The sequence below is a fragment of the Neorhizobium sp. PAMB6716 genome, assembly GCF_058242805.1.
The window spans coordinates 1,518,583-1,539,698 of the sequence record NZ_CM177835.1 but is presented as its reverse complement, the minus strand read 5'-3'; the positions used below and the strand labels follow the sequence as shown (position 1 = coordinate 1,539,698).

Below are 21,116 nucleotides of genomic sequence, written 5' to 3'. Positions count from 1 at the left end.
GAATGAGACACCCCTCACAGCGCCTGTCTCCCGTCATCGTCATCAGGAGAGCCGCGTGCCTGTCAGAGCCATTCTTCGTTATCGGGACCCGCTGCTTGCCGCAAAATGTGCACCGGTGACTGAGTTCGATGAGAGCCTTGCAGCCTTGGTGAGTGATCTCCTGGAAACGATGCAGGCCGCACCCGGCGTCGGCATCACGGCTGCTCATGTCGGCGTCCTCAAACGGGTGTCGGTCATCAAGCTCGGGCCGGACGAGCCGCTGATCGTCCACATCAACCCGGAAATCCTCACCCGGTCGGTGGATCTCCAGCGTTTCACCGAAGGCAGCGTGTCCATGCCCGGCATCACCGACGAGGTGGAACGTCCCCGCGCCATCCGCCTTCGTTATCAGGATCTCCAGGGAACCGTTCACGAAGACGAGGCAGATGGGTTTCTCTCCACCTGCATCCAGCACGAAATCGACCAGCTCGACGGCATCTTCTGGCTGAAGCGCCTGTCACGGTTGAAACGCGACCGGCTGGTGCGGCGCTTTGAAAAAGAAATGCGCGCATAAGGCGATCGAACCAACGGCGTTCCCGGGCGTTATGGCAGCACCCGACCACCCGAGGAGGCCCAGATGGCGTCGAAAAAGCCCGTGAACGATATGTCCCGCGAAGAAGACTACCGCGATTACGATAGCCGCAACATCGATGATGGCTGGCCTTATGCCGATCCGGCGGGCGCTGGTGCAGCACCGGTGGACAATGCCGCCTATGGCGACCCGAAGGCGAATTTCGACCGTGAGAGAAACAAGGGTTATGCGGTCGACAGCGCCGACGAAAGCGGTCTGGAAGAGCCGGTAAGCGATCGTCGCACGCCCGCAACAGTTGGTGTCGAAGAGACAGACGACCTTGAGGAACGTGTAAGCGAATCTCTTGAAGCTCTTGACATCGTTGCCATGGAGACAATCGATATTCGTGCCGACGGCACCACTGTCACGATCGAAGGCGAGGTGGACGACAGCCAGACGGCCCGCAAGATCGTCGCCCATGTGAAGCGCGTGCCGGGGGTCGGCCGTGTCGTCAACGAACTGACGCTTCTGGGCATCGACAGCCTGATCCCGGACGACGACTGATCGTGGTGATGCGGTCTGCTTAAAGCGGCTGCGCGCTGATCTTTATCTGCGGGGTGAGCGACAGCGTGTTGCTCACCGTGCAAAGCTCCTTGGCCAGCGTGACGATGTTTTTCAGCTCGTCGTCGCTATACTCCCCGCCGATCCGGATATCGGCGGAGAGTTCCGCCACGCGTGACACACCTTCATGCGCTTTTTCTCCCGTGACATGCACACTGACGCCGGAAAATTTTTCAAGAAGATGCAGCTTGACCACCGCGCCCTTGACGCTGAGCGCCAGGCAGGCAGACAGTGATGAATAAAGCAGATCGAGCGGATTAAAGCCGGGGTCGGACACGCTGGTCACCACCTCCAGCGCACCGCCCGTCTCGGTCAAAAGCGTGGCCGGACCACGATTTTCCATGCGTGCCGTCGCGCCGGTCAGCCGCGTTTTTACCCTGATGTCCACCATGATGTTTTTCCATTCATCGCTGTATCCGAGGCACGCCGCGAAACCTGGTATCCGGCGTGTCCTGAACCGGCATTCCTGAGGGTTTTTGAGGTCGCGTCAAGCCGTCATCGCCCGGACAACTCACCTGCGGCAATTCGCCATTGACGGTGCGCGGTCGCGTGAATTTCAAGCTTGACGGGTGGCGCTCGACGCGATTACTTTAAACCTAAAATAAAAACGGAACAGTTTGTCATTCCCCGGGAAGGAAATCGGAACATGCGCATTGTCTGCATCGGCGGCGGTCCAGCCGGCCTCTACTTCGCGCTCCTGATGAAGAAGCTCCACCCCGAGCACCATATCCGTGTGGTGGAGCGCAACCGGCCTTATGACACCTTTGGCTGGGGCGTGGTGTTTTCCGATGCAACGATGGTCTCCATGCAGGCCTGGGATCCGGAAAGCGCCGCTGAAATCAAACAGGCCTTTATTCACTGGGATGATATCGAGGTCCTGTTCAAGGGCACCCGCCAGCGCACGTCCGGCCATGGCTTTGTCGGCATCGGCCGCAAGAAGCTGTTGAACATCCTGCAGCGGCGCTGCGAGGCGCTTGGCGTCGAACTGGTGTTCGAGACCGATGTGCAGGGCGATCAGGATTTTCCCGATGCCGATCTGATCATCGCCTCTGACGGGTTGAATTCCCGCATCCGCCAGAAATACGAAGACATCTTCGCGCCTGATATGGTGGTGCGCCCAAACCGCTATATCTGGCTTGGCACGAACAAGCTGTTTGATGCCTTCACCTTCGATTTCCGCAAGACCGATCACGGCTGGTTCCAGGCGCATATCTACAAGTTCGACGAAAACACCTCGACCTTCATCGTGGAAACGACGGAAGAGGCCTATCAGGCCCACAAGCTGGGCGAGATGGACCAGCAGGGCTCCATCGACTTCTGTCAGGACCTGTTTTCCGAGGTTCTCGAAGGTGCGCCGCTGATGACCAATGCGCGCCATCTGCGCGGCTCGGCATGGCTTAATTTTTCCCGTCTGATCTGCGGCAAGTGGAGCCATTTTAATGGCCAGTCGCATGTGGTGCTGATGGGGGATGCGGTCCACACGGCGCATTTCGCCATTGGTTCCGGCACCAAGCTTGCCATCGATGATGCCATCGAACTTGCCAACCAGTTCAACAAGGCAGGCCACGAAAAATCGGCGATCCCCGCCGTGCTCCACGTCTACGAAGAGATCCGCCGCGTTGATGTGGCGCGCATCCAGAATGCCGCCCGCAATGCCATGGAATGGTTCGAGGTGGTCGGTAAGCGTTATGCCGATACGCTGCCACCCGAACAGTTCATGTATTCGATGCTGACGCGCTCGCAGCGCATCAGCCACGAAAACCTTCGCCTGCGCGACAAGACCTGGCTTGAAGGTTATGAGCGCTGGTTTGCCGAACAATCCGGCCTCGTTGCCGCCAAAGATGGCTCTGTGCCGCCACCGATGTTCACGCCTTATGGCGTGCGCGACGTGACGCTGCCGAACCGCATCGTCATGTCGCCCATGGCGATGTATTCGGCAGAAGACGGCCTGCTCGGTGATTTCCATCTCGTCCATCTCGGCGCCCGCGCGCTCGGCGGCGCCGGCCTCGTCTTTGGCGAAATGACCTGCGTATCGCCGGATGCCCGTATTACGCCCGGTTGCCTCGGCCTGTGGAATGACGAGCAGGTGTCCGGCTGGACGCGCTTTGTCGATTTCGTCCATCAAAACAGCGCCGCAAAGGTTGGCATTCAGCTTGGCCATGCCGGCGCAAAGGGTGCGACGAAACTGGCCTGGGAGGGGGCGGATCAGCCTCTGGACGAGGGGGGCTGGCCGCTCATCTCGGCGTCAGCCCTGCCCTATCTGCCGCACAGCCAGGTGCCGAAGCCGATGGACCGCGCCGACATGGACCGCGTGAAGGCGGATTTTGTCGCGGCGACGCGCCGGGCCGCCGAAACGGGTGCCGACTGGCTGGAATTCCACGCAGCCCACGGCTACCTGATGTCAGCCTTCCTGTCGCCGCTCACCAACCGTCGCACGGATGAATACGGCGGCTCTCATGAAAACCGCGCGCGCTTTCCGCTCGAAGTGTTTGAGGCCATGCGCGCCGTCTGGCCGGCGCACAAGCCGATGTCGGTGCGCCTCTCCTGCCATGACTGGGCGGAAGGCGGCAATACGCCTGACGATGCGGCGATATTTGCCAAAATGTTCAAGGAGGCCGGCGCCGATGTGATCGATTGCTCCTCGGGGCAGGTCTCGAAGGCGGAAAAGCCGGTCTATGGCCGCCTGTTCCAGACGCCCTTCTCCGACAAGATCCGCAACGAGGTGGGCATTGCAACGATTGCCGTTGGCGCAATCTCCGAGGCCGATCACGCCAACTCGATCATTTCGGCCGGCCGCGCCGATCTTTGCGCCGTCGCCCGCCCGCATCTGGCCGATCCCGCCTGGGTCCTGCATGAGGCCGCCCGCATCGGGCTCACCTCCGTTGCCTGGCCAAAGCAGTATTATTCCGGCAAGCGCCAGTATGAAACCAATCTTGCCCGTGCTGCCCAGCCGGCACCGGCGGGCAAATAGGAGGTGGTCGTGCCACAGGTTTCCGCAGGCCGGCTTGTCGGCCGCCACGCATGTGTGACCGGCGCCGGTTCCGGTATTGGTGCCGCCATTGCCGCAGCCCTTGTGGCGGCCGGCGCACAGGTCACGCTTGCGGGACGCCGGGCAGACCCGCTCACATCCCTCTCGGCGCGGCTCGGGGCGGAGCAAACCCTTGCCTTGCCCGGCTTCGACGTGACCGATCCGGGGGCCATCGCGGCTGGCCTTGAAACCGCCCGCGCCCGCTTTGGCCCCATCGATATCCTCGTCAATAATGCCGGAGAGGCGCCAACGGCCTCTTTTGAAAAGACCTCGCTGGAGATGTGGAACCACGTGCTTTCGGTGGATCTGACCGGCGTGTTCTGCGTCACGCAGGCGGCCCTTGCCGATCTGAAGACAAGGGGCGACGGTGCCCGCATCATCAACATCGCCTCGACGGCGGGCCTCACCGGTTATGCCTATGTGTCCGCCTATGTGGCGGCAAAGCATGGCGTCATCGGCCTCACGCGCGCGCTTTCGCTCGAGCTTGCCCGCACCGGCGTCACCGTCAATGCCGTCTGCCCCGGTTTTACCGATACACCGCTGGTGCGCGGCGCGCTGGAGACAATCGTGGAAAAGACCGGGCGCACGCCCGCGGAGGCGCTGAAGGAACTGACGAAACACAATCCGCAAGGACGACTGGTGACGCCGGAGGAGGTCGCGGACGCTGTTCTGTGGCTGGCGTCTCCCAGTGCCCAATCGATCAATGGACAGGCGATCGCGGTCGCCGGTGGGGAGGTTTTTTGACTGTGAACATGGACCAGCCATCGATGGCGGCGCATAAAGACGCGCTGCGCAATTACCAGCCAAGGCATTTTCTCTTCGAGGTCAGCGAGGATGGCCGCATCGCCACCATCAGGCTGAACCGGCCGGAGCGCAAGAACCCGCTGACATTCGAAAGTTACCGTGAGCTGCGCGATCTTTTTCGCGCGCTGGCGGATGCCTCCGACATCAGGGCCGTGGTGCTGACCGGTGCCGGCGGCAATTTCTCCTCCGGCGGCGATGTGTTCGAAATCATCGAGCCGCTGACGAAGATGGCAATGCCGGACCTTCTGGCCTTCACCCGCATGACCGGGGATCTGGTCAAAGCGATGCGAAAATGCCCGCAGCCGATCATCGCCTCGGTCGATGGCATCTGCGCCGGTGCGGGCGCCATTCTCGCCATGGCCTCCGACCTCCGGCTCGCAACGACAGAGGCAAAGACCGCCTTCCTGTTTACCCGCGTCGGATTGGCCGGCGCCGATATGGGGGCCTGCGGCATTCTTCCGCGCATTATCGGACAGGGACGTGCGGCAGAGCTTCTCTTTACCGGTCGTGCGATGAGCGCCGCTGAAGGCCATGCCTGGGGCTTTTACAACAATCTTTATCCGGCAAACGATCTGGAGGCCGAGGCGCAGAAACTGGCGCGGTCGCTCGCAGACGGTCCCTGGTTTGCCCATACGATGACAAAAACCATGCTGAACCAGGAATGGGCCATGGGCATCGACGAGCTGATCGAATCGGAAGCGCAGGCGCAGGCGATCTGCATGGCGACCAAGGATTTTCGCCGTGCCTTCGAAGCCTTTGCCGAAAAACGCAAGCCGGTCTTCGAAGGGAATTGAGGCGATGGCCCATCACGCCCCCGGCAGGTCTGCGGAGCCCCCTTCGCGCGAGCATCTCGACTGGCCGTTTTTTGACGATAGCCACCGGGCTCTTGTTGAAAAGCTCGACGCATTTGCCGCTTCCGGCACGCTTGCCGCCATCGACCATGCCGACACGGATGCCACGTGCCGGTCGCTGGTGCGCGGGCTTGGCAAAGCGGGTCTGCTCGATGCCGCAACGGGCGCCGGCGGCCGCGAGCCGATCGACAGCCGTGCGGTCTGCCTGACGCGCGAAACGCTCGCCTTCCACGATGGACTTGCCGATTTCGCCTTTGCCATGCAGGGGCTTGGCACCGGCGCCATCGGCCTGTCCGGTTCGGCCAGCCTGAAGCAGACGGTGCTTCCCAGAGCCCAGAGCGGCGAATGGATCGCAGCTTTCGCCCTATCGGAAAAGGAAGCCGGCTCGGACGTGGCGGCCATGGCCTGTGCCGCCCGCCGCGATGGCGACCACTATGTGCTGTCAGGCGAAAAGACCTGGATTTCCAACGGCGGCATTGCCGATGTCTATACCGTCTTTGCCCGCACCGGCGAAGCACCGGGCACACGCGGCATTTCCGCCTTCGTCGTGTATGCCGATGATCCCGGCTTCTCGATTGCCGAGCGAATCGATGTGATTGCGCCGCACCCGCTCGCCACGATCCGGTTCGAGAACTGCCGTATTCCCGCTGACCGGCTGCTCGGCACGCCCGGCGAAGGCTTTAAGATCGCCATGCGCACGCTCGACATTTTTCGCGCATCGGTTGCCGCCGCCGCCCTCGGTTTTGGCCGCCGCGCGCTTTTCGAGGCGATCTCCCATGCCAAGGCGCGCACCATGTTCGGGGCGAAGCTCGCAGACCTGCAGCTGACGCAGGCAGCCCTTGGCGAGATGGCCGCCGAGATGGACGCGGGCGCCCTCCTCACCTACCGCGCGGCCTGGCGTCGCGACGTCCAGAAAATGGTCGCCACCAAGGAAGCGGCGATGGCCAAGATGGTTGCCACCGAAAACGCCCAGAAGGTCATTGACCGCGCCGTGCAGATGTTTGGCGGGCGCGGTGTCAGGGTCGGCGAGATTACGGAAAAACTCTACCGCGAAATCCGGGCGCTGCGCATCTACGAGGGCGCCACGGAAGTGCAGAAACTCATCATTGCCCGCGAACTGTTGAAGAACGCCTGACCTGGAGACCAATGCCATGCACACCATCCTGCAGCCGGAAGGCTGGGCCAAACCGATCGGCTATGCCAATGGCATCGCAGCCACCGGCCGCCAGGTCTATATCGGTGGCCAGATCGGCTGGAACGGGCAGTGCCAGTTCGAAAGCGACGATCTCGTGGACCAGGTGCGCCAGACACTTCAGAATATCATGGCCGTGCTGGCAGAGGCCGGCGGGCGTGCCGAACACATTACCACCATGACCTGGTATTTCATCGACAAGGCAGACTATCTCGCCAATCTGAAGGGCATCGGTCAGGCCTATCGCGAGGTAATCGGCCGGCACTTCCCCGCCATGGCTGCCGTCCAGGTGGTGGCACTCATCGAGGACCGCGCCAAGATCGAGATCCAGGCGATCGCCGTCATTCCCGAATAAGGACGTCTTCATGCCGGATATCGCCTTTTCCGCCACCGTCTCCGGTTCTGTCATGGAGGGCGTTCTTGTCGTCACGATCGACAATCCGCCGGTCAATGCAACCGGCGCCGAGGTGCGCAAGGGGCTGATGGCAGCACTTGCCTTTTCATCAAACCACGCCGAGATTGCCGGGCTTGTCATCACCGGGGCGGGAAAGATCTTCATCGGTGGTGCCGATATCCGCGAGTTCGGCAAACCGCCGGTCGCGCCGATCCTGCCGGATGTGGTCGAGGCGCTGGAGGCGCATGAAAAACCGGTGGTTGCCGCCTTGAATGGCGCGGCACTCGGCGGCGGGCTGGAAGTGGCGCTTTCCTGCCATCACCGCATCGCCCTGCCCTCCGTGACCCTTGCTCTGCCGGAGGTGAAGCTTGGCCTCGTGCCGGGTGCCGGCGGCACGCAGCGCCTGCCGCGCCTTGCCGGTGCGCTCGCCGCCCTGCAGCTGATCGCAACAGGCCGCAGCATCAAGGCAGACGAGGCGCTCAAGCTCGGCATCCTGGATCAGGTGGTGCCGGGTGATCTGGTGGCAGCAGCCTGCGCGCTTGCCCGGCAGTGGGCGGCAAAACCGCTGCGGCGCACCGGTCAGCTTGCCCCACCCATCATTGAGCCGGATGCGTTTGAGGCTCAGGCGAAAAAAATCCTCGAAAGAGCCCGTGGCCAGAACGCCCCGGCAAAGGCCGTGGACCTGGTGCGGCAAAGCGGCGAACTTTCGTTTGAACAAGGCCTTCTCAACGAGCGTGCGGCCTTCCTGTCGCTGCGCGACAGCGATCAGGCCAAGGCGCTTGCCCATGTTTTTTTTGCCGAGCGACAGGCGGGCAAGGTGCAGGCACTGGAAGGCGTCCTGCCTCGGACATTAAACACAATCGCAATTGCAGGCCTTGGCCTGATGGGAAGCGGCATTGCCGTGGCAGCGCTTGGCGCTGGTTATACCGTCATCGGGCTCGACCAGACGCAGGAAGCCGCCGCAAAAGGCCGTGAGCGCATTCTGGGGCTCATCGAGCGATCGGTGGCAGCCGGACGCCTGACGGAGGCTGAGGCTAAGGAACAGGGCGCGCGCCTGACGGTAACGGCCGACGATCAGGACCTTGCTCGCGCCGATCTCGTCATCGAGGCGGTGTTTGACGATCTGGATGTGAAGATCGATCTCTTTCGCCGGCTGGATAAGGTGCTGCGCCCGGACGCCATTCTTGCCACCAATACCAGCTACCTGAACCCGGATGAGATTGCCGCTGCAACCGCCCACCCGGCGCGGGTGCTCGGGCTGCATTTTTTCTCTCCGGCGCATGTGATGCGGCTTGTCGAGGTGGTGCAGTGCAAGGCGACCGCGCCCGATGTGCTGGCAACTGGTCTTGCCTTTGCGCGGCGCCTGAAAAAACTCGCTGTCGTTGCCGGCGTCACCGAAGGTTTTATCGGCAACCGCATCTTTTCCGCCTACCGCCGCGAGGCCGAGTTTCTGATCGAGGACGGCGCGGCTCCGCACGAGATCGACGCGGTGCTGGAGGACTATGGTTTTCCGATGGGCCTGTTTGCCGTCTATGATATGGCAGGCCTCGAAATTGCCTGGAACCGCCGCAAGCGGCAGGCGGCAGGCCGTGATCCGGCCGAGCGTTATGTCGAGATTGCCGACCGGCTCTGCGAGGCCGGGCGCCTCGGCCAGAAGGCCGGGCGCGGATGGTATCGCCATGAGGCGGGAAAACGCCTTGTCGATCCAGAGGTCACCGCCATCATCGAAGCCTGCCGGGCCGCAAAGAACATCGTGCCCACAGATTTTACCCGAGAGGATATCCTGTCACGCCTGCTCAAGGCGATGGCGGACGAGGGCCGGGCCCTGCTTGCCGAAGGGATCGCCGCACGCGGCAGCGACATCGATCTGGTGATGATCAACGGCTACGGTTTTCCAGCCCACAAGGGCGGCCCGATGTTTGCCGCAGGCGTCTAAAAGATCCGCGCACACCCTGCCCTTAATACAGCTTGCGGCCTTGCCGACAGGAACCATTCATCGCAAGAATGCTTACTCCCGAAAACAAGGGAGTTTTAAGGATGAGAATCACCGGGTTGGCCGGTCTTGCGGCTATGGGACTTTTGGCGCTTGCCGGCTGCGCAACCGAACAGACGGCCATCGAGCCGTTTCCCAACAGCCTCACCTATGGCGGCCGCTCACCGATCGTGCCCTATCCCGTCGGCAGTTCCTTCAGCCGCGAGGTGCGCGACGAATTCCTCAACCGTTACGAGGAACTCTACGAAGTCCAGCCGGACCACACAGTCCGCATCGTCACCCGCTTCCGCCGCTCGACGCCTTGAATGGGCTTGAAAAGCGCGCTTCGAGTTGAGACGAGGTGTTTTTCACAAATATCTGACGAGAAAAAACAAAACTCCATCAGATGGTAGTTTTGGCACGGTCGAAAAGTTGCAGATGAAGCGGCTCGGTCTGAAGTTTGTGACGTATCGGCTGCGGATTTTCAGTTCGCATTATGAATCGAATAGCCGCCGCGCGACGACGTGAGGATGATCATGGCCGCGCGTGGAAGTGACTTATGCGTGAGGCTCGGATGGACGAGTTTCGCAAGCTCTGTCAAAAGCCCGTGAGGACGCAATTGCGCCAAGCGCATATGACCAAGCATGCGAAAAGGCCGAGGCTTGGGCTTTTGGCTTCGCGAGGCTGTATGCCTGTTTCGAGACAAGGACCGCAAAATGTCGCGACAGCACATCTCCTCACTCGACGGTTTGCGTGGCATCGCGGCAGGTACGGTTGTTGTGTCGCATTTGTCGAACTTCACCGGATCGCTTGCGCCGTTGGGTTATGGCGCGGGTCAAGTTGGCGTCATGCTTTTCTTCGCCCTGTCAGGTTTCCTGATGGCGCATCATCATGCCCATGAGGATTTTAGCGTAACCACCGTGCGCAACTACGCGGTGCGTCGCATTGCAAGGATCGTGCCTCTTTACGCTTTCGCTGTCGCGACATCGTTTGCATGGTTTCTCTGTACCGGGCAGCAGATCGCCGGCTACAACACCAATTCTGGAAATATCATTTCGCACGCCACCTTTATCCGGGGCGATGGCATCCTCTGGACTATTCCGGTGGAAGTGCAGTTCTATGTGGTCTTCCTGCTGATCTGGGCGGTTTCGAAACGTAAGATCATCGTCTGTCTGCTGACGCTCCTGGCTCTCACACCCACTATTTTGACCTCCGCGGAGGCGCTACCGACCCTTGTTCGTTGCCTGCCGTTCTTTTTCTTTGGTGTTAGTGCTCGGTTGCTGATTGCCCCGCCGTCAAAGATGCTAGCCAACATCGTTTTTCTGATCTCTTCCATACTGTATGTCGTAACCCTCCCCCAGATGCGCCCTCTATATGGACTGCCCGCCCCCATGCTCTTTGATAACTGGGGTGATCCGATGTTTATGGGGATCCTATTCTGCCTGGTTTGGTCTGCTCGAACGTCATCACTGGCCGAGAAACTGCTCGGGAACTCGATCAGCGGATGGATCGGAAAAATCTCTTTCTCACTCTACCTGTTCCACTATCCGGTCATCGCTGTGGTGGCAGCGAGCGATCTACCGACCTTTGTAATCTGGATTGGCGCAATTTCATGCAGCGTTGCGCTCGCGTCTGCATCGTACCTGGCTATCGAGCGGCGCTTGCAGAAGTGGATCACGTCCCATCTGTGTAACAGCCCGTCGCTGCCGGACGTGGTTCGAGAAACCTGAAACAAGGGGTTGGCGGAACCTGGCTGCAGCCGGCGCGAAATCGTGGCTCAGAAGCAAAGACCCGCGAGGTCTGCACCCGCCGTGTGGAGCGCTGGAAACTGGCGCAAATTACGATGGGCCGAGTAAAAGTGTCCCGGGCATGGTTCTGACGTGGGACACATCGAAAGCCTAGCAGCCTGTAAAACAACAAAAAACCCGGCTTTCGCCGGGTTCTTTTGGTGCGGTCGAGAAGACTCGAACTTCCACGGGTTGCCCCACAGCGACCTCAACGCTGCGCGTCTACCAATTCCGCCACGACCGCATCGTGGTAGGCCGGTTTGTTGCCGGCGAGGGAGCATCTAGCAAAGGGATTTGGCCGACGCAAGTGTGCCGTGACAGTTTTTTGAAAGATAAAATTTGCGGAAGAAATCCTATATAGGGAAAGCCCTGATTTGCTGGCTTCTGACCCTGTGGATAGCCAGCGCATTTTTTTGACTGGCGAGTAACGATCATGCTGACCCGTACCGATCTCAATCTGTCCATGCTGCCAAAGGATGGCTGTCCGGCCGTTCGCTGGCGTATTTCCGATTCCCTCGTGCCCTATGAGGAGGCGCTTGCCGTCATGGAAGCGGAAGTGGGCGCCATTGCCGATGGCCGCGCCGATGAACTGGTCTGGCTTCTGGAACATCCGCCGCTCTATACGGCCGGCACCAGCGCCAATGTCGGTGACCTCATCGAGCCCGACCGGTTCCCGGTGTTTTCCACCGGGCGGGGCGGGGAATATACCTATCATGGCCCCGGCCAGCGGGTCGCTTATGTGATGCTCGACCTCAAACGCCGCCGCCAGGATGTACGTGCCTATGTGGCAGCACTGGAAGAGGTGATCATCCGCACGCTGTCCCTGATGAATGTGCGCGGCGAGCGGCGCGAAGATCGCGTCGGTGTCTGGGTGCGCCGGCCGGAAAAGCCGCTTTTGCCGGATGGCAGCATGGCCGAAGACAAGATTGCAGCGCTTGGCATTCGCCTTCGCCGCTGGGTGAGCTTTCACGGACTGTCGCTGAACGTCGATCCGGATCTTTCCCATTTTTCCGGCATCGTGCCCTGCGGTATCTCCGCCTATGGCGTGACGAGCCTTATGGATCTCGGCCTGCCGGTCATGATGACGGATGTCGATGTCAGGCTTCGCCAGGCGTTCGAGGACGTGTTCGGGCAAACCGCCAATGAAGCCGCTTCACCCCTGGGGATCTGACGGTTTGATCGCTCCGGGTGGCGCGGCCGCACCTTGCCTTGCCACCCTCACCCGTGGTTGAACGGACAGCCACAGGAAAACCACCATGACCGCCGCCATCTCGACCACGCCAGCCTCCTCCGACAGGTCCGTAAAGGGCATGGCGCTGATGGCGTTCTGCATGATCATCCTGCCGATGATGGATGCGATTGCCAAATACATGGCAACGTTTGAAACCATGTCGCCGGGCCAGGTGACCTTTTATCGCTTTTTCGTGCAGCTCGTGGTGCTTGCCCCGCTGTTTTTCTGGACGGTGGGCAGCTTTTCAAAGGTTCAGCGGCCGTGGATGAACATGCTGCGCGGCGCACTGCATGCGGCGGCCAGCCTGATGTTCTTCACCGCGGTCAAATACATGCCGCTGGCGGATGTGTTTGCCATCTATTTCGTCGAACCCTTCATGCTGACGATGATGTCGGCGCTGTTCCTGGGTGAAAAGGTCGGCTGGCGGCGCTGGCTTGCCATTCTGGTCGGCTTCGGCGGCGCCATGATCGTGATACAGCCGAGCTTCGAGATCTTTGGCTGGACCTCGCTTCTGCCGGTCGCCTGTGCCTTTCTGTTCACGCTCTACCTGTTCCTCAACCGTGCGCTCGGCGAAGGCGATTCGCCGCTGACCATGCAGATGATGTCGGGCGTCGGCGGAACGCTGTTCATGGGCATTGTGCTTGTTGCCGGCAATTCCGCCGGTATTGCGGATTTCGAGATGTCACTGCCGGCCTCCGGGCTCGGCCTTGTTCTTCTCATCATCCTCGGTTCGCTCTCCGGTTATGTGCATCTGCTCGTCGTGCGCGCCTTTCGCATGGCCTCTGTTTCGCTTCTCGCGCCATTCCAGTATTTCGAGATCATCTCGGCAACGGTGCTCGGTTATCTGCTGTTTGCCGATTTCCCGACACCGTCGAAGTGGCTCGGCATCGCCGTCATCGTGGCGTCCGGCCTGTTCATCATCTGGCGCGAGCGCGTGCAGAGCCGGCGGATGGTGACGCCGGCGTGACCGCACTTTCGCCGCTTTGCGCTTGAGCCGCCTGCCCCCGCATGCCACAAAGTTTTCAAGAATCACGTAAAGTCAGGGAGACAAGATCATGGATGTCCGCGCAGCCGTTGCCGTACAGGCCGGAAAGCCGCTCGAAGTCATGACGGTTCAGCTGGAAGGCCCCAGAGCCGGTGAAGTTCTGATCGAGGTGAAGGCCACAGGCATTTGCCATACCGATGATTTCACCCTGTCCGGTGCTGATCCGGAAGGCCTGTTTCCCGCCATTCTCGGCCATGAGGGCGCCGGCATCGTCGTTGATGTCGGGCCGGGCGTTACCTCGGTGAAGAAGGGCGATCATGTCATTCCGCTCTACACACCGGAATGCCGCGAATGTTATTCCTGCCTCAGCCGCAAGACGAACCTCTGCACCGCCATCCGCTCGACGCAAGGCCAGGGCCTGATGCCGGACGGCACCTCGCGCTTTTCCATCGGCAAGGACAAGATCCATCACTACATGGGCTGTTCGACCTTTGCCAATTACACGGTGCTGCCGGAAATTGCGCTGGCCAAGGTCAATCCGGACGCGCCCTTCGACAAGATCTGCTACATCGGCTGCGGCGTGACGACCGGCATCGGCGCTGTCATCAACACGGCGAAAGTTGAAATCGGTGCGACCGCCATCGTCTTCGGTCTCGGCGGCATCGGCCTCAACGTCATCCAGGGCCTGCGGCTTGCCGGCGCCGACATGATCATCGGCGTAGATTTGAACAACGACAAAAAGGAATGGGGCGAACGCTTCGGCATGACGCATTTCGTCAATCCGAAGGAAGTCGAGGGCGATATCGTGCCTTACCTCGTCAACCTGACGAAGCGCGCTGGCGACCATATCGGTGGCGCCGATTACACGTTCGATTGCACCGGCAATACCAAGGTCATGCGCCAGGCGCTGGAAGCCTCGCATCGCGGCTGGGGCAAGTCTGTGGTCATCGGCGTTGCCGGTGCCGGCCAGGAAATTTCCACCCGCCCTTTCCAGCTGGTCACTGGCCGCAGCTGGATGGGCACTGCCTTCGGTGGCGCCCGTGGCCGCACGGATGTGCCGAAGATCGTCGACTGGTACATGGACGGCAAGATCATCATCGATCCAATGATCACCCACACCATGCCGCTCGAAGACATCAACAAAGGATTTGAGCTGATGCATTCGGGTGAAAGCATCCGTTCTGTCGTGTTATACTGAAACCAGATCGCGCCACGGCCCGTTATCGCGAAGGACGCCCTCGGGCGTCCTTTTGCTTAGGGTTCGGGCAAGGATCGCACGAAATAGACCTTTGCCGGACGACAAGCGCGGCACAACGGGAGACAGAATGGCAGATCGTATCGTTTCAGGCTCGGTCAAGGCGGATGGCAGCGTGCTCGCCGGCCAGGGCTTCCAGGTTGCCCGCAAGGGGGCCGGACGTTATCTGCTTGTCTTCCAGCCGCCGCTCAACGACGTCGAAGGCGGCATGACGCAGCTGTCTGGGGGTGAAAGCGCAAAAGGCTGGCGCGCCGCCGTGGTGTCTGTCGATGGCCTGCATGCGGCAATCGCCATCCGGGACGCCGGGGGCACCGACAGCGATTGCGATTTCTCCTTCATGTTTTCCGGCAAAATGCATGCCAGCGCGCCGCCGCGACCGGTGGCCGGCCCCGATTACGGATCGACAACGGGCAGTGACGTGTTGCCGGATCCCGCCATCGGCAGCCCCTCGTCCACGCCGCCGGTCGTGTCCTTTCCCTTGAGCGACCGCGTGCGCCAGGCGATGATGCCAAAGCCGCCGGAACCCCGCCCCGCCCCGGAACCGCTTCCTGTGGATCCGCTGGTCAGCGCCCAGCAGTCTCAGATCGACCGGCTGAAGCAGATGACGCAGCAGGTTCTGCAGCGGTTGCAGGTGGAAAATCGCATGCTGAAGGCAAAGCTCCACCTGCGCGACCAGGCACCGGAGCCCACCGTGCCGCCGATCGGCGTCACCCCGCATTTTACCGCCATTCCCGGCGGGCCGGCGCTGGCGCGCCTGCTGGTCTCGGAAACCTTTGACACCGTGCTCGATGTTGGCCCCGGCTGGCAGAAACGGACAAGTCTTCTGGCCGAGGCCGGCAAGGCCGTGACCGTTTTGGTCTCGGCTGCAGAACGCGTAGAACATGGCGCCGGTATCGAGATCCGTCACGAGCCTATCGATGACGAAAGCCTTGCTGGCCCCTTCGACTGCATTCTGGCAAGCCATGTGCTGCAGCGCGCGCGCGATCCACAGCGTTTTCTGCGCCGTCTGCACGCCTTGCTGCCGGAGGGGGGCGTGCTCGCGCTTGCGGTGCCGGCTCTGCGTTATCCGATGGTGAACGGTGATCTCAGCCTGTGGAGCGCCGGCCTGCTTCTGCAGCATCTTGTTCTCGCAGGCTTTGATTGTCGGGAGGCGGCAGTCCTGACCGAAGGCGACGAGATCTGTCTCGTGCTGCGCAAGTCCTCAATTCCTGCCATTGCCGAGGATGAAGGCCTCCCGCCGCTGGAGAGCCTTCGAGAGCATCTTCCGACCCGCCTCGATTTCATTTCCGAGCCCGAGGGCTGCTGTTTCAACGGCGACATCCGGAACCTCAACTGGTAAACGCCAGCAAGCCACCTGCCCCAATGCTGACACGGAGCGCCGCCAATTGATCTATGTGGATGCCGATGCCTGCCCGGTAAAGCCCGAAATCCTGAAAGTGGCCGAGCGCCACGGGCTGGAAGTCACGCTGGTTGCCAATTCCGGCCTTCGCCCCTCGCGCGATCCGATGGTGAAGAACATCATCGTCTCCGGCGCGTTTGATGCCGCAGACGACTGGATTGCCGAACGGGCGGGACGCGGCGATATCGTGGTGACGGCAGATGTGCCTCTTGCCGTGCGCTGCGTGGCGGCCGGCGCCCAGGTGACCGGACCAACGGGACGCGAATTCGACGAGCGCAACATCGGCATGGCCAGCGCCATGCGCGATCTTGGCGCGCACCTGCGTGAAACCGGCGAAAGCAAGGGCTATAATGCCGCCTTTTCGCCGCGCGATCGCTCGGCCTTCCTGTCGACGCTCGACCGTCTCTGCCGGCGGGCCAAGGCGATAACAGCCCAAGCGACGGATGACCCCGCATGACAGATGGTTTGCCTCACTGGCGGCACCGCAGGCACAGCCCGTTTTATGCGGCAAGCATTGCTGGCGTCCTGACCCTGCCGGTTTTCTGGATCCTTGCCCGGCATCTTGCCGTCGAAATTTCGGCAATTGTCTTTTTTCTCGTCTATCTCGGCATGATGGCGCGGCGCATTCCGCGCCTGACGGTCGGCCGCCTGAAGACCAGCGCCGAACGCGACAATGCACCGGCCTATGTCATCCTGATAGTCACGCTTCTGGCCGTCATCACTGTGATTGCCACCCTGTTTAATGCGCTGAACCGCAGCGCCAATCCGAGCGTTTTCGAGGTCGCCATCGCCTTCCTCTCGGTGATTGCCGGCTGGCTGACCATCCACACCATGTTTGCCATGCATTACGCCCATCACTACTGGCGGCGCGTTTCGAAGGAGGATGGCACGCTCGGCACCCAATGCGGGTTGGAATTCCCGCAGACGCCGGAACCCTGCGGCCATGATTTCCTGTATTTCTCGCTGGTGATCGGCATGACGGCGCAAACATCCGACGTCGTCATCACCACAACGGCGATGCGACGTATCAATCTCGGCCATGCCGTCCTGTCGTTCTTTTTCAACACCGTGCTTGTTGCCGCCGCCGTCAACGCGGTCGTGTCGCTCGCCGGTTAACTGATCAACGGAGATTTTTGTCCATGAAGGTCCTGTCCCAGAATACCGCGTTTGGCGGCATGCAGGGTGTGTTCCAGCACCAGTCGGAAGCCTGCAACAGCGAGATGACGTTTGCCGTCTTTGTGCCGCCACAGGCCATCGCCGAAAAACGCCCGGTGCTGTGGTATCTTTCCGGGCTCACCTGCACGCACCAGAATGTCATGGACAAGGGCGAATATCGCCGCATGGCCGCCGAACTGGGCCTGATCATCGTCTGCCCGGATACGAGCCCGCGCGGCGATGACGTGGCCGATGAGCTGACCAACTGGCAGATGGGCAAGGGGGCCGGCTTTTATCTGGATGCGACCCAAAAGCCTTGGAGCGATCACTACCGCATGTATTCCTATGTGACGGAAGAACTGCCGGCGCTGATTGCCGAAAACTTTCGCGCCGACATGGACCGGCAGGGCATTTTCGGCCATTCCATGGGCGGCCATGGCGCCATGACGATTGCGCTCAAGAACCCCAAGCGTTTCAAGAGCTGCTCGGCCTTTGCACCGATCGTCGCGCCCTCGACGGCCGACTGGTCGGCACCGGCGTTTGAAAAATATCTCGGCAGCGATCGTGCTTTGTGGCGGGCCTATGATGCCTGCGCGCTGGTGGAAGACGGCGCACGGTTTCCCGAATTCCTCATCGACCAGGGCAAGGCCGACAGCTTTCTCGACAACGGCCTGCGACCCTGGCTGTTTGAAGAGGCGGTGAAGGACACCGATATCGGCCTGACGCTGCGCCTGCACGAGCGCTACGACCACTCCTATTATTTCATCTCCACCTTCATGGATGATCATCTGCGCTGGCACGCCGAGCGGCTTTCGTAAGCCGTATACAACATGGATGCCTTGAACCGGAGGGCGGATGCCCCAGATTAAGGCTGGGGCGGACGACCGCCCGGGCCAAAATCGGCTCCATCTGATCTTGCGGGGACGACCTCGCTCTTTTGACAAAAGGAGCGTCATCATGCCCTGGATCTATCTTCTGCTGGCTGGTCTTCTGGAATGCGGCTGGGCCATCGGGCTCAAATATACAGACGGTTTCAGCCGGCTCGTCCCCTCTCTCCTCACCATCACCTGTATGGCGGTCAGCATCGGCCTTCTCGGCCTTGCCATCCGCGACCTGCCGGTCGGCACCGCCTATGCGATCTGGACGGGGATCGGAACGGTGGGGGCGGTTGCGCTTGGCATCGTCATCTTTGGCGATCCCGCAACAATGGCGCGGCTATCGTGTATCGGCTTGATCATCGCCGGCATCGTCGGGTTGAAACTCACCAGCTAAACTGAAAAAGCCCCCTGCAGCTTTCAGCGACAGGGGGCTCTTGTGTGGCATGCGAAAGCTGATCAGGCCTTCTGGCGATTGTCCACCGACCATGCACCGGCGCCTGAGAAGACGAAATACAGGAACACGAAGCAGTAGAGCACGGCGGCATCGCCACCGTTGAGGCTCGGGAAGAAGCTCTTCGGGAAATGCGCCATGAAATAGGCAACGGCCATCATGCCCGACAGGATGAAGGCAACTGGGCGCGTTAGGAAGCCGATGGCAAACAGGGCGCCGCCCACCAGTTCCAGAATGCCGGCCACCAGCATCAGCGGCGGCAACGGCCCTTCCATCTGGGCAGCGGGAAAGGCGAAAAGCTTCATCGTGCCATGCGCCGTGTAAAGCAGGCCGGTCATGATGCGCAGTACGGCAAGCGCCTGCGGCTGGTAGGTGTTAAGACGGTCAGACATGGAAAACCCCACTCCAATAAGAATTAAGAACAGCGCAGCCTTACCGCTGCACTGCAGCAATTCGAAATCAACTGAGTTCCCGTTTCATCACATCCTATTGATCCGGCATTGAAATTCAGAAAGTCGCAAGCAAGGTGCGGGTTCATTCCTGGCCTTCAGGGGAAAAGTGCTGTGGCAAGCGTGGAGGGTGCGTTGTCCTCAAGGCTGAATTCGCGGGCAATCCGGTTTGCGATGCGCGCCGCCAGAAGTGTGTCGCCTGCATCCTCGTCAAAGGCAAAGACGGATACGGCAAATGTGCCGGTCGCGATTCTTTCGCCATTGCCGACCGCGGTTGCCTCCACTGTCACCTTTGCCCGGTAGCGCGCGCCGACAAACAGCGGCAAACGCCCGGCATCGATGATGCGGATCGTCAACACGGCGCGCGGCATGGACGTCTGGCGGAACGTGGCACGGATCGAATCGTCCACGAGACGGTCGATATCGGCAACCAGCCGGCGCGAAATATCGGCACGGGCACTGACGAAAGCGCCCCTTACGTCATAGAGCAGGTTCTGTTGCCCCTGCTCTTCTACGGCCGCCATGCGAAAGCCGCCGAGCATCAGCCAGGCTAAGCCCAAGACAGTCAGACGGAATAAAATCGCGCGCATGGATCACCGGGAGAAACTTTTCCCGATCATCGGTCAACAGGGTTAGCAAGCGGTTAAACCGCCGGCTGCAATGCTCCGAATGTGGACGCAGCCGCCTGCATTTCGCGGTAACGCTTGGCGCGGCGCAGTTCTGCATCCGCATCCGCTCCCCAGTGCTCGTTTGTCCAGTCTTCTTCCAGATGCGCAAGCCGCCAGGCGTCTTCCACGGTGACCACGCCATGTGCGAATGCAAGCGCAAGCAGCGCTGACCCGGTGAGCGTGGTGATGGTGTGAAGCGCTGCCAGTTCCAGCGCCGTATCGTGGCGGCGAAGTGCTGCGGCCAGTGCCGCCACCGCTTCCGCCGGCTGTTCGGCCGGCATCACGCCTTCGATCAGAATGAAGCGGGCGCCAAGTGCCTCAGATGCCCATTCCAGCACGGGGTCCCAGTCCCTCGCCTGCCGCTCCACCAGTTCGGTTGGGGTCTCGGCGCGGTAGCACAACATGTCGCTGGTCGAAAACTTCAGGATGTCTTCAAACACCGGCTGGCGATCCGGCGCTATGCCATCGATGGCGGTATTAGCAAGCCGCGTTACCGGCATGCTCACGGGGTCGATCACCTCGATCTGCACCGACCATTCGGCGCAGATGATGTCGGCAAGCGCTCTTGTCGGGAGGGCCAGCATGTTCTTGGCCGGTGTCTTTACCGGGCGCCCGTCGAGCAGGATCGAATGGCCCCCCTCGCTCTCGCCGACCGTCGCCTTTTCATAAAAGCGCTTCGGCAGCGGGCGATGCATCTGGATCTGCGCGCGGCGCGTCGGATCGGGGTGGCTGAGGCCCTCGTGGCCCTCGGATAAGTCGAACAGGTCGCGCATGGTCGTTTAAAACATTCCTCAGCCGATATGGCTCAAAAGCTCGCTTGGATGGTGGACGATGGCATCGGCGCCAACCGCATTCAAAAGGTCGACGGAGGCATAACCCCAGGACACGCCAACCGCCTTTGCGCCGGCAGCCTTTGCCATCTGCATATCGTAAATGGCGTCGCCGATGACAAGGGTGTCGGCTGGCGCGATCCCGAACGCGTCGCAGCACTCCGTGACCATGGCCGGATGCGGCTTGGAGGGGCAATCATCGGCGGTGCGGCCGATGCGGAACCACTTTCGGAAATCATGGGTGTCGAGGATGAGATCGAGCCCCCGGCGCGATTTGCCGGTGACGGCCCCGATCAGCAGGTCCTCGCGCGGGCCGATCTCGTCTATCAACGCGCGGATGCCGGGAAACAGCGGCTCCTCAAAGCCCGCCTCGGCCCGCGTTTGCTGAAAGATCGACTTGTAATAGGCCATCATCGCGACAGCTTCGTCGTCCGCATGCGGCTTGCCCTGAATGCGGGCAATGGCAATGTCGAGAGTGAGGCCGATGATGGCCTTGGTCTCGGCAAGCTGCGGCTGCGCATAACCGAAATGCGCAAACGTCCGGCACATCACTTCGTGAATGAGGCGGGCGCTATCGACCAGCGTGCCGTCGCAATCAAAAAGAACAAGCTTCATG

23 protein-coding genes and 1 tRNA gene are annotated in these 21,116 nt (G+C 61.0%); 18 read left to right on the top strand and 6 right to left on the bottom strand.

Annotated elements, in window-relative coordinates; translation table 11 throughout:
* Positions 1–55: 55 nt before the first annotated feature.
* Positions 56–553 (top strand): peptide deformylase, encoded by a 498-nt coding sequence (locus AC4CWH_RS07400; protein WP_491321026.1) that lies wholly within the window; start codon positions 56–58, stop codon positions 551–553.
* Between the two features lie 63 nt (positions 554–616).
* Complete coding sequence (locus AC4CWH_RS07395; protein WP_491321025.1) at positions 617–1,114, top strand: BON domain-containing protein; 498 nt, start codon at positions 617–619, stop codon at positions 1,112–1,114.
* A gap of 19 nt (positions 1,115–1,133) precedes the next feature.
* On the opposite strand, the gene AC4CWH_RS07390 is transcribed toward AC4CWH_RS07395, so the two are convergent.
* A complete protein-coding gene (locus AC4CWH_RS07390; RefSeq protein ID WP_491281494.1) occupies positions 1,134–1,562 on the bottom strand; it encodes an OsmC family protein in 429 nt (142 codons plus the stop codon).
* A gap of 255 nt (positions 1,563–1,817) precedes the next feature.
* Here AC4CWH_RS07390 and AC4CWH_RS07385 point away from each other — a divergent pair, with 255 nt between their 5' ends.
* The 8 genes from AC4CWH_RS07385 to AC4CWH_RS07350 all read left to right on the top strand — a co-directional run bounded on the left by AC4CWH_RS07385 (position 1,818) and on the right by AC4CWH_RS07350 (position 11,142).
* Entirely contained in the window at positions 1,818–4,142 is a 2,325-nt protein-coding gene (locus AC4CWH_RS07385) for a bifunctional salicylyl-CoA 5-hydroxylase/oxidoreductase (RefSeq protein WP_491321024.1), read from the top strand.
* A 9-nt stretch (positions 4,143–4,151) separates the two neighbouring features.
* On the top strand, positions 4,152–4,943 hold the full coding sequence (locus AC4CWH_RS07380) for an SDR family NAD(P)-dependent oxidoreductase (RefSeq protein WP_491321023.1): 792 nt from the start codon (positions 4,152–4,154) through the stop codon (positions 4,941–4,943).
* An 8-nt stretch (positions 4,944–4,951) separates the two neighbouring features.
* The gene (locus AC4CWH_RS07375; protein ID WP_491321379.1) at positions 4,952–5,797 is read left to right on the top strand and encodes an enoyl-CoA hydratase family protein; all 846 of its coding nucleotides are present in this window, start codon (positions 4,952–4,954) and stop codon (positions 5,795–5,797) included.
* A gap of 4 nt (positions 5,798–5,801) precedes the next feature.
* Positions 5,802–6,989 carry an acyl-CoA dehydrogenase family protein gene (locus tag AC4CWH_RS07370; protein WP_491321022.1) on the top strand — a complete coding sequence of 396 codons (1,188 nt, stop codon included), beginning with the start codon at positions 5,802–5,804 and terminating at the stop codon, positions 6,987–6,989.
* A 16-nt stretch (positions 6,990–7,005) separates the two neighbouring features.
* On the top strand, positions 7,006–7,401 hold the full coding sequence (locus AC4CWH_RS07365) for a RidA family protein (protein WP_491281490.1): 396 nt from the start codon (positions 7,006–7,008) through the stop codon (positions 7,399–7,401).
* Between the two features lie 10 nt (positions 7,402–7,411).
* Positions 7,412–9,376 carry a 3-hydroxyacyl-CoA dehydrogenase NAD-binding domain-containing protein gene (locus tag AC4CWH_RS07360; RefSeq protein WP_491321021.1) on the top strand — a complete coding sequence of 655 codons (1,965 nt, stop codon included), beginning with the start codon at positions 7,412–7,414 and terminating at the stop codon, positions 9,374–9,376.
* Positions 9,377–9,477: 101 nt separating this feature from the next.
* Entirely contained in the window at positions 9,478–9,738 is a 261-nt protein-coding gene (locus AC4CWH_RS07355) for a hypothetical protein (RefSeq protein WP_491321020.1), read from the top strand.
* Positions 9,739–10,128: 390 nt separating this feature from the next.
* Positions 10,129–11,142 carry an acyltransferase family protein gene (locus AC4CWH_RS07350; protein WP_491321019.1) on the top strand — a complete coding sequence of 338 codons (1,014 nt, stop codon included), beginning with the start codon at positions 10,129–10,131 and terminating at the stop codon, positions 11,140–11,142.
* Positions 11,143–11,358: 216 nt separating this feature from the next.
* On the opposite strand, the gene AC4CWH_RS07345 is transcribed toward AC4CWH_RS07350, so the two are convergent.
* Positions 11,359–11,443 (bottom strand) — tRNA-Leu (locus AC4CWH_RS07345).
* 189 nt (positions 11,444–11,632) lie between these two features.
* On the opposite strand from AC4CWH_RS07345, the gene lipB reads away from it, so the two are divergent.
* From lipB to sugE, 8 genes are all read left to right on the top strand, one after another.
* The gene (gene lipB, locus AC4CWH_RS07340) at positions 11,633–12,370 is read left to right on the top strand and encodes a lipoyl(octanoyl) transferase LipB (protein WP_491321018.1); all 738 of its coding nucleotides are present in this window, start codon (positions 11,633–11,635) and stop codon (positions 12,368–12,370) included.
* A gap of 85 nt (positions 12,371–12,455) precedes the next feature.
* A complete protein-coding gene (locus AC4CWH_RS07335; protein ID WP_491321017.1) occupies positions 12,456–13,397 on the top strand; it encodes a DMT family transporter in 942 nt (313 codons plus the stop codon).
* An 88-nt stretch (positions 13,398–13,485) separates the two neighbouring features.
* Positions 13,486–14,613 (top strand): S-(hydroxymethyl)glutathione dehydrogenase/class III alcohol dehydrogenase, encoded by a 1,128-nt coding sequence (locus tag AC4CWH_RS07330; protein ID WP_491321016.1) that lies wholly within the window; start codon positions 13,486–13,488, stop codon positions 14,611–14,613.
* A 127-nt stretch (positions 14,614–14,740) separates the two neighbouring features.
* The gene (locus tag AC4CWH_RS07325) at positions 14,741–16,009 is read left to right on the top strand and encodes a class I SAM-dependent methyltransferase (protein ID WP_491321015.1); all 1,269 of its coding nucleotides are present in this window, start codon (positions 14,741–14,743) and stop codon (positions 16,007–16,009) included.
* A 46-nt stretch (positions 16,010–16,055) separates the two neighbouring features.
* Positions 16,056–16,526: a YaiI/YqxD family protein gene (locus AC4CWH_RS07320; protein WP_491321014.1), complete on the top strand. Its 471-nt coding sequence runs from the start codon at positions 16,056–16,058 to the stop codon at positions 16,524–16,526.
* Positions 16,523–17,185, top strand: a complete 663-nt coding sequence (locus tag AC4CWH_RS07315) for a DUF1345 domain-containing protein (protein WP_491281480.1) — start codon at positions 16,523–16,525, stop codon at positions 17,183–17,185. The genes AC4CWH_RS07320 and AC4CWH_RS07315 overlap by 4 nt, the downstream gene beginning before the upstream one ends.
* Before the next feature lie 23 nt (positions 17,186–17,208).
* Positions 17,209–18,042, top strand: a complete 834-nt coding sequence (gene fghA / locus AC4CWH_RS07310) for an S-formylglutathione hydrolase (RefSeq protein ID WP_491321013.1) — start codon at positions 17,209–17,211, stop codon at positions 18,040–18,042.
* A 139-nt stretch (positions 18,043–18,181) separates the two neighbouring features.
* On the top strand, positions 18,182–18,496 hold the full coding sequence (gene sugE, locus AC4CWH_RS07305; protein WP_491321012.1) for a quaternary ammonium compound efflux SMR transporter SugE: 315 nt from the start codon (positions 18,182–18,184) through the stop codon (positions 18,494–18,496).
* Positions 18,497–18,558: 62 nt separating this feature from the next.
* On the opposite strand, the gene AC4CWH_RS07300 is transcribed toward sugE, so the two are convergent.
* The 4 genes from AC4CWH_RS07300 to AC4CWH_RS07285 form a co-directional block, all read right to left on the bottom strand.
* A complete protein-coding gene (locus AC4CWH_RS07300) occupies positions 18,559–18,945 on the bottom strand; it encodes a DoxX family protein (RefSeq protein ID WP_491321011.1) in 387 nt (128 codons plus the stop codon).
* Positions 18,946–19,100: 155 nt separating this feature from the next.
* On the bottom strand, positions 19,101–19,526 hold the full coding sequence (locus AC4CWH_RS07295; protein ID WP_491321010.1) for a hypothetical protein: 426 nt from the start codon (positions 19,524–19,526) through the stop codon (positions 19,101–19,103).
* A gap of 119 nt (positions 19,527–19,645) precedes the next feature.
* Positions 19,646–20,443: an ATP12 family chaperone protein gene (locus tag AC4CWH_RS07290; protein WP_491321009.1), complete on the bottom strand. Its 798-nt coding sequence runs from the start codon at positions 20,441–20,443 to the stop codon at positions 19,646–19,648.
* An 18-nt stretch (positions 20,444–20,461) separates the two neighbouring features.
* A complete protein-coding gene (locus AC4CWH_RS07285; protein WP_491321008.1) occupies positions 20,462–21,115 on the bottom strand; it encodes an HAD-IA family hydrolase in 654 nt (217 codons plus the stop codon).
* Position 21,116 lies beyond the last annotated feature (1 nt).